This is a genomic window from Novipirellula caenicola (genome assembly GCF_039545035.1).
In the GTDB taxonomy this organism is placed as follows: Bacteria; Planctomycetota; Planctomycetia; order Pirellulales; family Pirellulaceae; genus Novipirellula; species Novipirellula caenicola.
This window is the reverse complement of record NZ_BAABRO010000001.1, coordinates 138,477-153,060: the sequence shown is the minus strand read 5'-3', so window position 1 is coordinate 153,060 and position 14,584 is coordinate 138,477. Positions and strand designations below refer to the sequence as shown.

Here is a 14,584-nt window from a genome sequence, read left to right as displayed (position 1 = left end):
TCTGAATTTGACCTTCGTGCACAACGCATACCAACGTTCGCAGTCAAAATGGGGGTAAAATGCATTAATAACGACGCTGCGGTCACGGACACGTTTGGGGCAGCGGCACCGTCGTCGCTCGTCCAACGCCCTCGATGCCCGGTTTCGGATTGAACCGCAAGATTTTGATGGCAAATGGCATGAATGTTGCCCTTGATTGGGCTTTCCAATAGGTCGGCATCGACAAGGGGAATTGATTAACCGTGTCCGAAGCCGGCCGTTCCATGACGGAGGAAGGATGATGAAACGCGAAGACCAAATCAAATCGTTGGCCAAGAAATTAGTGCAGCGACGTACTGAATTGTTGCAATTGCTCGATGGCGAACTCTCGCAGCTTCACAACTCGGACGATGCCGTCGCCGGTGATCTCGCCGATGCCGCAGTGGAATTGGATTACGCGACCGTCAACTCCACGTTGGCCGAAGCTGAAAGCGAAGAGTTAGCGGCGATTCAAGCGGCGCTGCTGCGAGTGGATGAGGGAGCGTACGGACGGTGCGTTGATTGTTCGAAAAACATCCCGTTTGATCGGTTGCGGAATGTCCCCTTTGCTGACAAGTGCGTGCAGTGCCAAGAAGCCGAAGAGTCGTTGGAAAATGCGATTCGATTGTCCAATAACGCTACCGGGGCCGCCAAAGGGGCGAACCAACGCCGCTCGCGTTCCACGTCGTCTCGTCGATAGAGGTTGCGGTTGATGCATTGGCGTCGTTGGCTCGTCGTGGTTTTGTTGCTGATCGTGGTGATCGGATGGCTTGGTTTCGGCGACAAATTGTCGTTGGATCCGATCTTTGAACGAGAGGACGCGTTACGCAGCTATGTCCAGCAACATCCCATTTGGTCGCCAATATCCGGGTTTGCCATCTATCTGGCGCTGTCCTTAGTACCAGGAACGCCTGGTAAATCAATTGTCTATGGTTGGTTGTTTGGGTTTTGGATTGGATTGGTCATTTCTAGCACGGCGTTGACGATCGCAGCCGTGATTAATTTCTTAATCGTTCGTTATCTGTTGAGAAGCGTGGTAGAGGCAAAGTTGTCAAAGATTATCGAGGCGATCGACCGAGCGATCTCGCGAAACGGAGGCAGTTACCTGCTTTCGCTTCGGCTTGTCCATGCTCCTTATTCGTTGGTCAATTACGCATCGGGGGCGACCGCAGTACCGGTCACCACGTTCGCTTGGACAACGTGGGTAGGAATGTTGCCAGGCACGATCGTGTTTGTGCTCGCCGGTTCCCAATTGCCCACCTTACGGACGATGGCCCAGCAAGGTGTATGGAGTATCGTGGATTTGAAACTGCTCGGCCTACTTTCGCTCTTTGCGCTGCTACCGATCGGGACGCGGTGGGCACTGCGACGGTTTCCGCATGGTCATCAAGAATTGGACGAAGACTCACTCTCTCAACGCTTGTAAATCTCTGGGTTCTTCACGCTATGTCCATTTCTGTCCCTCCGAACGTGCAATTTGCTGCGATGATCGCAGTTTCGGCTCTGTTGGTGGGGACATGCATCCGTATGGCGACGATGCATGGACAATCACCCGAGGTCGCACAGTCGCGTCTTGGTAGTTTGAAAAGCTGGTGGATCGTTTCCCTTGTCGTGATCGTGTCCGCGGTTTTAGGGCCGCTTGCGATGGTCACAGTGGCGGGGGGCCTTAGTGTTCTGGCATTGCGTGAATTTGTCGCCCTGCCGTTACAGCCGGCGATCCCGCGTTCGGTGACGCTTGCGACGTATGGATTGATCTTGGTCAGCTACGCTGCGGTGGCGTGGCAATGGGTATCGTTCTTTGTGATTGCAGTGCCACTGCTGTCCATCGCCGTTCCCGCGTTTGTGTTGATTGTCTCGGGACATGTCGATGCGTATCTTCGGCATGTCGGGCGGGTCGCCTTTATCGTGATGGTGACAACGTATGCGGTTGGGCACATTGCATTGTTGGTGACATTGCCCCCGTCGAGCAATCCCGAGTCAGGGCCTGCGGGGTTGTTTCTATTTGTGATTGCCATCACCGAAATCAACGACATTGCCCAGGCCATTGTTGGGCGTCGATTGGGACGTCGGAAATTAACCCCCGTCTCCCCAAAGAAGACTTGGGAGGGCTTTTTAGGTGGCATGGTCATCACCTCGCTCATCGCGATGTTGCTGGGCGCGTGGTTGACCGCGCTGACACCACTGCAATGCATTGCCGCCGGAATGCTGCTGTCGATCGCCGGGCAGCTTGGCGATTTGAACATGTCGGCGGTGAAACGGGAGATTGGCGTTAAGGACAGCGGAACCCTTTTGCCGGGACAGGGCGGAATTCTCGACAGAATTGACAGCTTGACGTTCACAGCACCGCTCTTCTACTACTATTTTCAATGGGTGAATCGATGAGTCCGACTGCAAGTTCCAAGGCCGTTTCGGTGCCACGGCCGCCCGATCGATGGGCGACGCTTCCCAATGCCCTTTGCGTTATTCGATTTATCGGTTCATGGGTGATGGTCGGAGTTGCCGTTGCAGGATTGCCACACTGGGTGGTTGGGATGTTTCTCTTCCTTGCCGCAACCGACTGGGTGGATGGCAAACTAGCGATCTTGCTCGACCAACGATCTTCGATTGGCCCGAAAATTGACACCATTGCTGATGTCACGCTGTACGCGTGTTTGCTGCTATCGCTTGTCTATCTGCGCAGCGACTTGCTGCTTCAGGAAGCGGGGTGGATTGGTTTGGCGGTGCTTAGCTATGCGGGGTCATGTGGTTTCAGTTTGCTCAAGTTCAAGCGATTCCCTAGCTACCATACCCGCGCAGCAAAAACATGCTGGTTGCTGATGATTGTCGGAGTGATCGCAGTGTTTCTGCAGTGGTCGACTTGGCCGCTACGCATCGCAATGCTTGGTGTGACGCTGACAAACATCGAAGCGATGCTGATCACGGCGACATTAAAACAGCCCGAATCGGATATCCGATCATTCCGGCAGGCGCGAAGGCAACGCCATCGCCTCACACCCTAAACGACGCCGCCTCTCGAGTGGAATACTCTCGTAAACGTGAATCTTGTTGACGTGATTTGCCGTTAAACATTAGTGTCCAGTAGCCGCGACTTCGCAATCGCATCACTTGCCGTGCGGGAATGTGCGAACATGGCTTCGTGTTGCAGTCGTGCCGATGAGCTTAGCAATCAATTTTTATTGCCGAATGAAGCTCGGCAACTCTGAGGACACCGCGTCAACCCAAACCGTCCAAGCAGGGCAGCGTCTTCGAATTCGCTTGGCAAGATTGACTCAATTCAAGGCTCGAAATGTGGTGGATTCGCTTCGCGTGTGGCAATCATCGATCCACAGCAAAGACATTAAGGGAGCGTCACGAGACCACTAATTTGCGTGTCTTGGTGTGCTCGATAAAGAATCTGCTAGTGCGGTGTGTGGATTGTCTCACCTGTCTAAGCATCGGGTTCGAAAGATATCAAATGGGTCGTCGTCAAGATGGCGTTGGCGAGTTCCCTAGGGTCGGCTTTGATGTTGCCGAGTTCCCCGTTAACGTTTTGTCGCAGCGCTGCCAATTTGTTTTGGCATTAAGGATCAATGATCCCTGATGCGCAAAACATCTGAATGAAACCGGTGCATGCACGTGTAACGATTCTCGTGCGGCGAATGCATTCGCAAATGTTCCTTGATCGCATTGCAAAGAACGTTCAATGGTTTGTGTGTCGCTTGCGTTAAGCCGGCGTGTGTTGCACACGGGTACAACGGAACAGTGATGCGATTCGCCCATTGGTGTTTCAGGGAATCCCCCATTTGCAACTCTAATCCCCCCGCTAGATTTCAATCCGAACACGACGCTGCTTGACGCAGTGCGTGACGAAAACTTTTTTGTGTTGAGTAACATCACAGTCGGTGATCAAGTCAACGACTGAACTTGCAAGCACAGGGATGGGAACTGAGTCATGCGTAATGTTTCAATTATCGGTGTTGGTCAGACACCGGTGGCCAAGCATGAGAATCAATCGATTCAATCGCTGGCTCGAAACGCCTGCCGCGCGGCATTGTCCGATGCCGACGTGGATCATGTCGACGCGATCTACGTTGGCAACATGTTGTCGAGCGAAGTGACCGGGCAATCTCACCTCGGACCACTCATTGCGTCTGAGCTTTCCAACGACGGGGTCGAGTGTTTGACGGTCAATGCCGCCTGCGGCAGTGGAGGGGCGGTGGTTCGCCAAGCCGTGATGGCGGTCGCATCGGGGACCCATGAGGTGGTGCTTGCCGTGGGCGTCGAAAAGATGACCGGGATCGCACGTGAAACACTAACGCGTGCTTTGGCTGCTGCCGCGGACTTCGAACGCGAAGTCACCAATGACGCCAGCTTCATCACGCTCAATGCACTACTGATGCAGCGTTACTTGTACGAATACAACGCGATGCGAATGGATTTTTCGGTCTTCGCCGAAGTCGCTCACCAAAACGCCGTGTTCAACCCCAACGCACGCTTACGCAGCGAGTGTTCGAAAGAGCAATATTTGACGTCGCCCATGGTTGCTGACCCGATCGGATTGTATGACGCTAGCCCGATTGGTGATGGTGCGGCTGCCGTCGTGATTTGCAGTGAGGAATTCGCCAAAAAACGAGACAACGTGGTCAACGTGATTGGCAGCGCAAGTGCGACCGACACGCTCAGCGTCCAGCAGCGAAAAGACCCATTGTGGTTGCAAGCGGCCGAGGATTCGACAAGAGCGGCGATGGATCAAGCCGGGGTCTGTCACGACGACATTGATCTATTAGAGCTGCATGACGCGTTCACGATCATCGCCGCGCTCAGTCTCGAATCGAGTGGTTTTACCGCACGAGGAACGGCACCTCAATTCGCACGCGAGCGTGGGATCGACCGCAAAGGTGGATTGCCGGTGGGCACGTTCGGAGGTTTAAAAGCACGCGGCCATCCCGTCGGTGCAAGTGGCGCCTATCAAGTCGTGGAAGCGGCTTTGCAATTACGCGGCCAGGCGGGGCCCAATCAAGTTCGCAATCCGTCGATTGCGATGACTCAAAGTATTGGTGGCAGCGGGGCGACGGTCGTCACGCACATTTTGCAACGATCGACTTGAACCACGGATGAAGTCGTGTGTTACGGCATGGCTGCCGGCTGATTTTTAATTACATGGGATGCGTGTCATGAACACCCTTTATCTCGATCTACATCCGACGACGGCAAAGCGTCCTCCGGTGGTCGATCGAAGCATTGGTTTCTGTCGTCACTGCGGTCGCTTGGCGGATGAACATGAACAAACCTGTTCTCGCTGTGAACACGACTCCGTCGACGCGGTGTCGCAGTTTGGCGAAGTCTACTCGTACACCACGATCCGTTCGTGCAAAACACGCAGTTCGGCCAAGTCGAGCGGTAACAACGCGAACGGCGGCAACGTGGAGTGCCAAGACGTCCAGTGGGTGTTGGCGTTGATCCAACTGTCCAACGGGGCATTGGTGACCGGCAAGATTGTTCCGCCTCGAGGTGATCTTCACGTCGGGTTGCGAGTCAAATTCGTTCCCGCCACTGCGTCGGTGGATCATGCCGGTAACGCGTTGATTTTTTCACCCGTTGTTGAACAGCGGGAACTCGCATCATAAATCGTGTCCAATCCATTTTAGGGAGTTTCTAAAAGATGGCTGCATTATCTCTCGATCAAAACCAATCGTCGATTCTGGTTTCCACTCGTCTGCCGATCGAGGTCTGTGACGAGACCGGTTACGTGCTCGGACGAATTGTCCCCTACGATCACTCACCACCTTCGATCGTTGACTTGGACGCCGCCATGGCTGCGAGCAATGGCAAAGCCGCCCCTCCGCCGGCGATGCCTACCGGACGATTCCCCGAGGATCATTGGGTGCGGTGCTGGGACGAATGGTACCAAGCCAACGACGAAGACGAAGATGATGAAGAGATGCCTCAGACCGACTAGATCGGGACCTGTACACCATCTCAATGCCGCTTTCCCTCAACATTTGTCGGTGGCAACGTATGGCAAACCGTCAATTTCTAGACCCTTTGATTTGAATCCCGAACGAGGAGCCTTTATGGCAACTGCAAGCGAACCCACCAGTAAATTATTCGAGCAGGCTTTTGACAGCTTTCGCAAGGCGATGCAGTCGGCTCTGCAGATGCAACAAGAGACCTATGGCCAATACGCCAAGATGTGGTCAGCGGGCTTCCCAGGTGCTGATGCCACTTGGAGCAACAATACGCATCGCGTGCAACAAGAATGGGCCAGCACCGTCACGGACTTGATGCAACGCCACCGTGAAATGCTCGATCAACAATACCGCGCCGGCATCAAATCGCTCGAGGAGGCGTTTCGTGTCGCGGAGTCAGAGAACCCCGAGCAGCTTCGTGAACGTTGCGAGTCGCTCTGTCGCAATGCATTGGATTTGATGAAAGAGACATCCGAATCCCAAATGCAACAGTTTCAGGAAGCGATGAACAAATGGATTCAAGTATGCCAAACGAAGCCCTAATCGTCGCGGCAGTCCGGACTCCTATCGGTGCGCTCGGCGGCGTGCTTTCGACGGTCCCTGCGACCGAATTGGGGGCGACCTGTATCCGTGCATTGCTGCAGCGAACTGGCGTGGCTGCGGATGAGCTTGACGAAGTGATCATGGGAAATGTCGTCAGTGGCGGAATCGGACAAAATCCGGCCCGGCAGTGCTCGATTTACGCGGACGTGCCGGCGTCGGTCGGGGCCACCACGATCAATAAGGTTTGCGGATCGTCGCTGAAAGCGGTCATGCTTGCCGAGCAGGCGATTCGGCTTGGGGATTCCCACGTCGTCATCGCTGGCGGAACCGAAAGCATGAGCCTGGCACCCTACTTGTTGACGCAAGCACGCCAAGGGTACCGGATCGGTCATGGCAAATTGATCGACTCGATGATTCAAGACGGGCTGTGGGACGTGTATGGACAAGCTCATATGGGGTCCTACGGGGATCAATGTGCTGCAGAGTACCAATTCAGTAGGGAATCGCAGGACGCGTATGCAATCCGCAGCTATCAACGGGCACGCCAAGCCACCAGCGAAGGAGTTTTTGACGAGGAAGTGGTTCCGGTTAGCGTTGCCCAGCGTAAAGGAACAAAAGAGATCAGCGATGACGAGGAACCGACACGGTTCAACGAAGACAAACTGCGAGGATTGCGACCTGCGTTTAGTGAACAGGGCACGGTGACGGCCGGAAACGCATCAAGTGTGAACGATGGCGCGGCCGCGTTGTTGGTGGTCTCGGATTCGCATTGTGCAAGCCTGCGGCTTCGACCCATCGCTCGCATCGTAGGTTCGGTCACGTTTAGTCGAGAACCCGAGTGGTTCACCATCGCACCGATCGGCGCGATCAATAAACTGATCGACAAGATCGGTTGGGCAATTGACGACGTCGATCTGTTCGAAATCAACGAAGCGTTTGCCAATGTCGCAATGGCCGCGGCACGTGACCTAAACGTTCCCGATGCGAAATTGAACATTTACGGCGGAGCGGTCGCACTGGGGCATCCGATCGGCGCCACCGGCGCACGAATTATGGTGACGCTGTTGACCGGATTGTCCCGCACCGGCGGAAAACGTGGAATCGCTTGCCTGTGTATCGGCGGCGGTGAAGCGGTCGCGATGGCCGTCGAACGCATCGAATAAGTCGCTTTGGCCCTCATTTAATCAACCAGAATCAACACGAGACCGCGAATATGTCTAGCCAACCCGGACCAAACGCTGCCACCAATCCGTTTGTTCAACCTTACGTCGAGATGTGGAATCAATTTCTCGAACAGGCCAATGAAACGACGCGGCGCATGATGCAAAGCGACGATGGGCACTCCGATCCGAGACTTTGGCAACGGCGATGGATGCAGGCGACCAGCCAAAGTATCGACGCCTACCTTCGCAGCCCGTTCTTTTTGAACGCGATGAAACAAAATATGGATGCGATCATTGAAACCAAAATGAAGGTCAATGATCTGCAAAAGGAGTTCACGCGAAACGCCAACATTCCGACCGCCAGCGATATCAGCGGTTTGTTTGAACGGGTTCGAGGAATGGATGAGATGATTCTGGCCCGACTGGGGGAAATCCAAGATCGCTTGGAAGGACTCGAGGCGGCTGTCGAAGCGAGCCAAAAGGGGCCATCGGACGACAAACCTGCAAACTAAATCGCAAACGGCGGCAATCCGGGCGTTTCACTTTAGGGCCCGGTTCACAACAAAGTCTTTCTGAAACACGATAGGAACCACTCGATGTCGGCGGAGCTACAACAAGTCACCTACGAACCGTTTGAACAGCCCTGTTTATCACTGCAAGGCAAAAAGGCACTGGTCACCGGTGGGTCACGTGGGATCGGCAAAGCGATTGCTTTGACATTGGCCGCACAAGGGGCGGACGTTGCGCTAACCTATTACACGGGTTGCAAGTTTGCAGAGGACGTCTGTGCTCAGATACGTGACATGGGGCGGCTGAGTGGTTGTTATGCCCATGATATCGGGGACCGTGAAACCGTTCACGAATTGCGGCCTCATGTGATGGAGGATCTCGGACAAGTCGATATTTTGATCAACAATGCGGGCATTGCCCGCGATCGCTCGTTCAAAAAAATGTCGATCGAAATGTGGGACGATGTGTTGGCGGTGAACTTGACGGGGGTCTTCCACATGGCGAAGCAATTCGTCGACGACATGGCCGATCGTGGTTGGGGACGGATCGTCAACATCAGTAGTGTGGTCGGAGAAGTCGGAAATTTTGGACAGGCCAATTACGCCGCGGCAAAGGCCGGGGTATTGGGATTAACCAAGACGTTGGCTCGCGAATACGCTCGCAAAGGGGTTACCGTGAACGCGATTGCTCCCGGGTTCATCAAAACTCGGATGATGCAGGGGATTCCCGACAGCGCGTTGCAAGCCGTGATCAATCAAACGCCGATGGGGCGTTTGGGCGACCCGAGCGAGATTGCCGCTGGCGTCGCTTTCTTGTCCTCACCCGCCGCGGGATTTATCACCGGCCATGTGCTGGACATTAACGGCGGGATCAAAATGTAGGCCAATGCAACGCTAACGCCGCTTCGGGTCGCCGCTTCTTTCAACCTTCGACACTCACACTGGAACCGTGAACATGACACCTCTTTTGGATGTGTTCTTTGACTACCAAAAAATGGCTTGGCAAGAAACGTTTCGGATGCAAGAGCGAATGCTGAACATGGCCAAGGTGCCTAAGATCGCCGGCAACGTGCAGATCGCACATTCGCCGCATGACGTGGTGTACGAGGAAGACGCACTTCAACTGTTGCGTTTTCGCAACGATTCGGTCGATTTGGCCGAGCCGATCTTGATTTGCTACGCACTGGTCAATCGGCCCTATATTCTGGATTTGGAATCCCGACGGAGCGTCGTTCGTCAATTGCTGAAGCGAGGTTTTGAAGTCTATTTGATCGATTGGGGAATCCCCACGGCGGCCGATCGTTCTTTGAGGTTGAAGGACTATGTCTGCGGTTTTTTAAAGAACGTCGTCGACTTTGTTTGCGAAGACGCGGACTCGCCTCAAGTCAATCTGCTGGGTTACTGTATGGGAGGCACAATGTCCACGATGTTCACGGCATTGTACCAATCCCAGGTACGTAATTTGATCTTGATGGCGGCTCCCATCGACTTTGACGACAATGGTGGACTGCTGAATCTATGGACTCGTGAAGAGCACTTTGATGTCGACGGTCTGATCGATGCGTTTGGAAATTGCCCCGGATCGTTTTTGCAGTCGACGTTTCAATTACGTGATCCGATCCAAAACTTTGTGGCAAAGTATCAAAGTTTTTATGAAAAGTTAGACGACGAGGATTTTCTCGAAAACTACTTCGCGATGGAACATTGGGCGAACGACAACATCCCAATTGCTGGAGAAACGTTCCGCGAGTTTGTGAAGAAACTGTATCAACGCAACGAGCTGATCAAAGGCGAATTCCGTCTGAATGGCAAATTGGTTCGGCTCAGCGAGATCACTTGTCCGCTGCTCATGCTGGTTGCCGACCGCGACGATCTCGTCCCGGCTGCTTCTACGTTGGCGATTGAAAAATACGTCCGTTCCAAAGACGTACAGGCAATGTCGATTGACGCAGGGCACATTGGGTTGGCGGTGGGGTCGCGGTCGCATCGTCAACTTTGGCCCAACGTCGCAATGTGGATCGCCGACCGATCGACCAATCGCTAGTCGGTAGCAATTTATCTGCGTTGGATTGCGATCGGGATCGATTCGCATTGCATCAGCCAGTAGGGGCCATGATCGCTCTGCCCCGGTTCGATGACGTTCCATCCACGCTTCTTGTAAAACGCGAACGCCGCTTCGTTCGCTTGAGTGCACTTCAGCCGCCATGGACGTGGTAACCATGTGGCAAGCGACTGTAGCAGCATCGTTCCCACACCCTGCTGCTGAAACGAAGGGGCGACGTACAAGTGATGGATAAACGACTCGGGCTGCCACACCGAGATGAAACCCTGCACCTTGTTCCCGGCGTCACTCGCAACGTGAACGATTTCACCCTCAGAATCCGCCGCAAAGGAAATGACGCTGCGGCGGACGGAATCGGGCAACCAGGCGGCCGACGAAATCGAGTCGCAATAGATGCGTTCCAGGTCGATTTGATCATCGATATGAGCCGGTCGGATTTGCATAAGGCCTCTTTAAGTGGAAATGAATTTCAACGGTTGCCGTATCGTTGTCAGAACAAATGCAATTCGACACACCCGTGACGATTCTCGGCGTCTATACTAATCTTATCCGCGGTCCAGGCTTTATCAATTCGGCTTAAGAAGCCGTAATCGGCCTGCTGTCCGTCGATAAAATTATTCTTGTTTTGCTGCCCTTTTTGCATTTCAACCGACGGTGTCCCGATGCGATTTTGCTTCCTCGTTGCGCTGCTTTGCCTAGGGGCGGTTCACGCTGCCTTTGCGGACCCACCTCAAAATGAGAGCGATGCGGGTGCCGTTTCTGACGAGAGTAAGTTTACGTTCGACGGGATTTGGAAGCCCAAGGGAGCGATGCTCAGTGGCGTTCTGATTCCGCCTCCGGCGCTCAAGGCAATCACGTTGAAGATCAACAAGAATAAGTACGAGGTCGCTGTCGAAGGAGAAGATCACTCTGACATCGGCATGTTCACGCTCGATCCGACGACGACCCCCTAGCGAATGACGATCAACAGCATGGAGGGACCCAACAAAGACAAGACGATCTTGGCGATCTACGAGATCAAAAACGCGGACGCGATGCGCGTTTGTTATGATCTATCGGGCACCGATTTTCCAAAAGAATTCAAAGCTCCCAAAGATAGCGAGTTTTACCTTGTCGGCTACCGTCGGCAAGTCTCCGAAACGAAGAAGGACGATGAGAATCCGGCAGCCACGTCGCGGCAGCCATGATGGATGAGTGTATTTATACGCGACAACTTTCTTGTCATCGACACCACCGTCAACTCTGCCCGCAACTCGATCCCGCAACTTGATCTGCATGACTAACGATGATGCCCAGCAATCGGGCCCACCGGAACATCGCCGCGGTCCAGTGCATGTTTCTGTACTTGCGTTAAAACGGTGCATTGAACTTTTCCTGATCACGTCGTCACTGGTCGCGATTGCCGCGATGACCGCCGGAATGTTTGGTAGATGGCATTATTTGCTGGACTTGGCCAGCCATCTGCGTGTGCAAGCGACAATGGGTTTGTTGGGAGCGGGGATTGGGTTGGTGCTGCTTAGGCGGCATCGCGTCGGCGGAATCCTGCTTGTGATCGGCGGCGGTTTGCTGATTAGTTTGTTACCGTTTTATTGGCCGACAGATCCCGTTACCGGCACGACTTACCGGTTGATGACGGCAAACGTGTTGACGCGGAACACGAACCATGCCGCCGTGCTGCGAGTGATCGCAGAGACCGACCCGGACTTGGTTGTGCTACAAGAGACGGACGCGGAGTGGACGCGTGCGTTGGAGCTTGGACTTCGCGACAGCTATCCGTTTCGCCGATTGCTGCCTCGCGAAGACAATTTCGGCATGTCGGTCTTTAGCAAACATCGCTGGTCAAAATGCGATGTGGTCTCGTTCTCGCTGGAGACGCAATTACCTTCGGTGGTGATGGATCTCGCGTTGCCCGATGGCGATCCGATACAGCTTATCGCGACACATCCGTTGCCTCCGATGCGACCCTCCAACTGGCAGGATCGGAACCGGACGTTTGACGCTATCGCCGAGCACGTGAAACAACAGGGCGGCCAGCGAACCTTGGTGGCAGGCGATTTGAACTGCACGCCGTGGTCGTATTGGTTTCGGCGATTGAGAAAACAATCCGGTTTGCGAAACTCATCAAATGGACAGGGACTACACAGCACTTGGAATCCGAGCTCGTTACCGCTGCCGGGGCTAATGATCGATCACGTATTGGTGGGGGCGGAAATCGAGGTCGCCCGTCATTTTGTCGGTCCGGATATTGGTTCAGACCATCGTCCCGTGATCGTTGACTTTCACTGAGTTGTTGACCTTGACGGACTTAGCTGATGCTGCGTCGCATTAAGAAATTCGTAAATTCGACGCCACGGCAAGTCACTGTTTGCTTTTGGACCACGACAAACGACTCGGCAAGAAAAAATGGCTTTGCAGTAATGCTGGCTTCAGTTGTCACTTCGGAAAGTTGCAGGTCGGCGGCACGCTGCAACATCGCTCGCAGCAATTTCCTGGCGACGCCTTGTCGCTGGAAGTCCGCCGAAACAAACAAGCGATCCAAATACCCGCTTGATGTCATGTCGGCGAAACCCGCAATGGATTGCCCTCGCTCAGCCACATAGGCAATTTTGCCTTCAAATCGGGTTGCCCAAGGGTCAATCGGCATGTCGGCCGGTGCCCAAGCCTCGATTTGCTTGTGGGTGTAGTCACGAAAATTGACGCGCCGCACCGTGTCGCAAAACAGGGCTAGGAGCGCCGGAGCGTCCGAAGGATCATAGTGCCTTAAATGGATTTGCGCCACAGAATTCATGGGGTGGTCCACAATTTGCCTTCCATCACGGTCACAGCGTTGCCACTGAGTTGGACGCGGTCGCCCTTGATTTCGGCGTGGACCATGCCGCCTCGTGAGGAAGCTTGGTATCCGATCAGTGGATTCCGTCCTAACCGGGCTGACCAATAGGGAGCCAAACAGCAGTGCGCCGATCCGGTTACCGGATCCTCGTTGATTCCGCAGCGTGGGGCGAAAAATCGCGAGACAAAATCGACCCCCTCTTCATCCGCACACGCGGTCACGATGATTCCCCGAGTTTCAATGTCCGCCATCGAGACGAAATTTGGCTTCAGCTCACGCACGGTTTGTGGAGCCTCCACGACCAACAGAATATCGAATTTCGTGCGTGCTGCAAAAATTGCGGTGATGCCAAATACGGACTGGCATGCATGTGTCTCCGTCGCATCGAGTGATTCGTTGGCGGGAGTCGATGGGAAATCGAGTGCGATTTTTCCTTCCTTCGGTTGACACTTCAGCTCTCCGCTACGTGTTTGGAAACGGATGGGGACGCACTCGTCGACTTGTCCTTGTTCAATCAAAACGTGAGCGGCGGCCAAGGTGGCATGGCCACACAGATCGACTTCGGTGGTGGGGGTGAACCAACGCAAATCAAAAGTGTTTTTGATGCGAGTGCGAGTAACGAATGCGGTCTCTGCAAGATTCATCTCGGCCGCGACGTGCTGCATCCATTCAGGATTCGCGGCGGTGTCGAGGAGGCAAACTGCGGCAGGATTGCCATGAAAAGGACGCTCGGTAAACGCGTCGACTTGCCAAAGTGGGACGGAGGGTGGTGCAGGCATAATGAAATTCACGCAAAGGGTTTGTTAAGTGGATGGTGACGCCGCGTGGTGTGTGATTCGTGTGGATGCAGTGGCGTCGTCATGAAGCGACCGATAATTCTTTTGATCGCGGCACTCGGTTTGCCCTGTTGCAAGTGAATCGTTCCTCACTTCGTTTCGCAACCATCGAAAGACAGATTATGAAGACACTATTTGGGGTCATTGCCAGTTTAGTATTGCTGCCGGTTTCATTCGCACAAGAGCCATCCAGCACGGCCACGGAGATTGTTGAATCTGAAGAGAAACCGCTTGATTTTTGGATGGAAAAGAAATTGGAATACTCAACCGCCATCTTGCGTGGTCTAGCGATGCAGGATTTTGATACGATCCAAGCGAATGCCCAAAAAATGCGAATTCTTAATACGATGGAAGGATTCGTGCGGAGTCGTAACAAAGAGTATCGCAAACACGTCAACACATTTGAATTCGTCACGGATGAATTGATCAAACAATCGAAACGGAAAAACGTCGATGGTGTCACGATCGCCTACAACCATTTGACCGTCAGTTGTGTGCGATGCCATCAAAGTCTACGCGAAGATGGCGATACCAGCGACGAAGCAACGCCGTCGGCTGAGAGCACACGTCGCTAAGACCGTGCGAGCACGATCATCAGGCTGTGCACGCTCGCACAACCTGAGGTGATAGTAGCATTGATGATTGCGGGACTCGTCGCCAGATTGTTGATTTCAT

20 protein-coding genes are annotated in these 14,584 nt (G+C 53.9%); 17 read left to right on the top strand and 3 right to left on the bottom strand.

Going from position 1 to position 14,584, the window contains the following annotated elements; translation table 11 throughout:
* The first annotated feature begins 277 nt into the window (after nt 1-277).
* The 13 genes from ABEA92_RS00590 to phaC all read left to right on the top strand — a co-directional run bounded on the left by ABEA92_RS00590 (nt 278) and on the right by phaC (nt 10,225).
* Nucleotides 278-718, top strand: coding sequence for a TraR/DksA family transcriptional regulator (locus ABEA92_RS00590; RefSeq protein ID WP_345681758.1), 441 nt, complete (start codon nt 278-280; stop codon nt 716-718).
* Between the two features lie 12 nt (nt 719-730).
* Nucleotides 731-1,444 carry a TVP38/TMEM64 family protein gene (locus tag ABEA92_RS00585; RefSeq protein ID WP_345681757.1) on the top strand — a complete coding sequence of 238 codons (714 nt, stop codon included), beginning with the start codon at nt 731-733 and terminating at the stop codon, nt 1,442-1,444.
* A 20-nt stretch (nt 1,445-1,464) separates the two neighbouring features.
* Nucleotides 1,465-2,400: a phosphatidate cytidylyltransferase gene (locus ABEA92_RS00580; protein WP_345681756.1), complete on the top strand. Its 936-nt coding sequence runs from the start codon at nt 1,465-1,467 to the stop codon at nt 2,398-2,400.
* Nucleotides 2,397-3,017 (top strand): CDP-alcohol phosphatidyltransferase family protein, encoded by a 621-nt coding sequence (locus ABEA92_RS00575; protein ID WP_345681755.1) that lies wholly within the window; start codon nt 2,397-2,399, stop codon nt 3,015-3,017. The genes ABEA92_RS00580 and ABEA92_RS00575 overlap by 4 nt, the downstream gene beginning before the upstream one ends.
* Before the next feature lie 154 nt (nt 3,018-3,171).
* Nucleotides 3,172-3,381, top strand: a complete 210-nt coding sequence (locus ABEA92_RS00570; RefSeq protein ID WP_345681754.1) for a hypothetical protein — start codon at nt 3,172-3,174, stop codon at nt 3,379-3,381.
* Between the two features lie 568 nt (nt 3,382-3,949).
* Nucleotides 3,950-5,104 carry a thiolase C-terminal domain-containing protein gene (locus ABEA92_RS00565; RefSeq protein ID WP_345681753.1) on the top strand — a complete coding sequence of 385 codons (1,155 nt, stop codon included), beginning with the start codon at nt 3,950-3,952 and terminating at the stop codon, nt 5,102-5,104.
* Between the two features lie 67 nt (nt 5,105-5,171).
* Nucleotides 5,172-5,624, top strand: a complete 453-nt coding sequence (locus ABEA92_RS00560) for an OB-fold domain-containing protein (RefSeq protein ID WP_345681752.1) — start codon at nt 5,172-5,174, stop codon at nt 5,622-5,624.
* A gap of 35 nt (nt 5,625-5,659) precedes the next feature.
* The gene (locus ABEA92_RS00555; protein WP_345681751.1) at nt 5,660-5,956 is read left to right on the top strand and encodes a hypothetical protein; all 297 of its coding nucleotides are present in this window, start codon (nt 5,660-5,662) and stop codon (nt 5,954-5,956) included.
* A 115-nt stretch (nt 5,957-6,071) separates the two neighbouring features.
* Nucleotides 6,072-6,509 carry a hypothetical protein gene (locus ABEA92_RS00550; protein WP_345681750.1) on the top strand — a complete coding sequence of 146 codons (438 nt, stop codon included), beginning with the start codon at nt 6,072-6,074 and terminating at the stop codon, nt 6,507-6,509.
* A complete protein-coding gene (locus tag ABEA92_RS00545) occupies nt 6,491-7,672 on the top strand; it encodes a thiolase family protein (protein WP_345681749.1) in 1,182 nt (393 codons plus the stop codon). Before ABEA92_RS00550 ends, ABEA92_RS00545 begins: the two co-directional genes overlap by 19 nt.
* A 50-nt stretch (nt 7,673-7,722) precedes the next feature.
* On the top strand, nt 7,723-8,184 hold the full coding sequence (locus tag ABEA92_RS00540; RefSeq protein WP_345681748.1) for a hypothetical protein: 462 nt from the start codon (nt 7,723-7,725) through the stop codon (nt 8,182-8,184).
* An 84-nt stretch (nt 8,185-8,268) separates the two neighbouring features.
* A complete protein-coding gene (locus ABEA92_RS00535; RefSeq protein ID WP_345681747.1) occupies nt 8,269-9,063 on the top strand; it encodes a beta-ketoacyl-ACP reductase in 795 nt (264 codons plus the stop codon).
* Between the two features lie 73 nt (nt 9,064-9,136).
* Complete coding sequence (phaC, locus tag ABEA92_RS00530; RefSeq protein ID WP_345681746.1) at nt 9,137-10,225, top strand: class III poly(R)-hydroxyalkanoic acid synthase subunit PhaC; 1,089 nt, start codon at nt 9,137-9,139, stop codon at nt 10,223-10,225.
* A gap of 11 nt (nt 10,226-10,236) precedes the next feature.
* Here phaC and ABEA92_RS00525 read toward each other — a convergent pair whose 3' ends face one another.
* Nucleotides 10,237-10,686: a GNAT family N-acetyltransferase gene (locus ABEA92_RS00525; RefSeq protein WP_345681745.1), complete on the bottom strand. Its 450-nt coding sequence runs from the start codon at nt 10,684-10,686 to the stop codon at nt 10,237-10,239.
* A gap of 219 nt (nt 10,687-10,905) precedes the next feature.
* Here ABEA92_RS00525 and ABEA92_RS00520 point away from each other — a divergent pair, with 219 nt between their 5' ends.
* The 3 genes from ABEA92_RS00520 to ABEA92_RS00510 all read left to right on the top strand — a co-directional run bounded on the left by ABEA92_RS00520 (nt 10,906) and on the right by ABEA92_RS00510 (nt 12,529).
* Nucleotides 10,906-11,196, top strand: coding sequence for a hypothetical protein (locus ABEA92_RS00520; protein ID WP_345681743.1), 291 nt, complete (start codon nt 10,906-10,908; stop codon nt 11,194-11,196).
* Nucleotides 11,197-11,199: 3 nt separating this feature from the next.
* Nucleotides 11,200-11,430: a hypothetical protein gene (locus ABEA92_RS00515; protein ID WP_345681742.1), complete on the top strand. Its 231-nt coding sequence runs from the start codon at nt 11,200-11,202 to the stop codon at nt 11,428-11,430.
* Nucleotides 11,431-11,518: 88 nt separating this feature from the next.
* Nucleotides 11,519-12,529, top strand: a complete 1,011-nt coding sequence (locus ABEA92_RS00510) for an endonuclease/exonuclease/phosphatase family protein (protein WP_345681741.1) — start codon at nt 11,519-11,521, stop codon at nt 12,527-12,529.
* A gap of 19 nt (nt 12,530-12,548) precedes the next feature.
* Here the strand turns inward: ABEA92_RS00510 and ABEA92_RS00505 are convergent, their stop codons facing one another.
* Both ABEA92_RS00505 and ABEA92_RS00500 read right to left on the bottom strand, forming a co-directional pair.
* Nucleotides 12,549-13,031, bottom strand: coding sequence for a GNAT family N-acetyltransferase (locus tag ABEA92_RS00505; RefSeq protein WP_345681740.1), 483 nt, complete (start codon nt 13,029-13,031; stop codon nt 12,549-12,551).
* Nucleotides 13,028-13,852 (bottom strand): PhzF family phenazine biosynthesis protein, encoded by an 825-nt coding sequence (locus ABEA92_RS00500; protein ID WP_345681739.1) that lies wholly within the window; start codon nt 13,850-13,852, stop codon nt 13,028-13,030. Before ABEA92_RS00500 ends, ABEA92_RS00505 begins: the two co-directional genes overlap by 4 nt.
* Before the next feature lie 179 nt (nt 13,853-14,031).
* Between ABEA92_RS00500 and ABEA92_RS00495 the strand changes: the two genes are divergently transcribed.
* Nucleotides 14,032-14,484, top strand: a complete 453-nt coding sequence (locus tag ABEA92_RS00495) for a hypothetical protein (protein ID WP_345681738.1) — start codon at nt 14,032-14,034, stop codon at nt 14,482-14,484.
* The last annotated feature ends 100 nt before the right edge of the window (nt 14,485-14,584 follow it).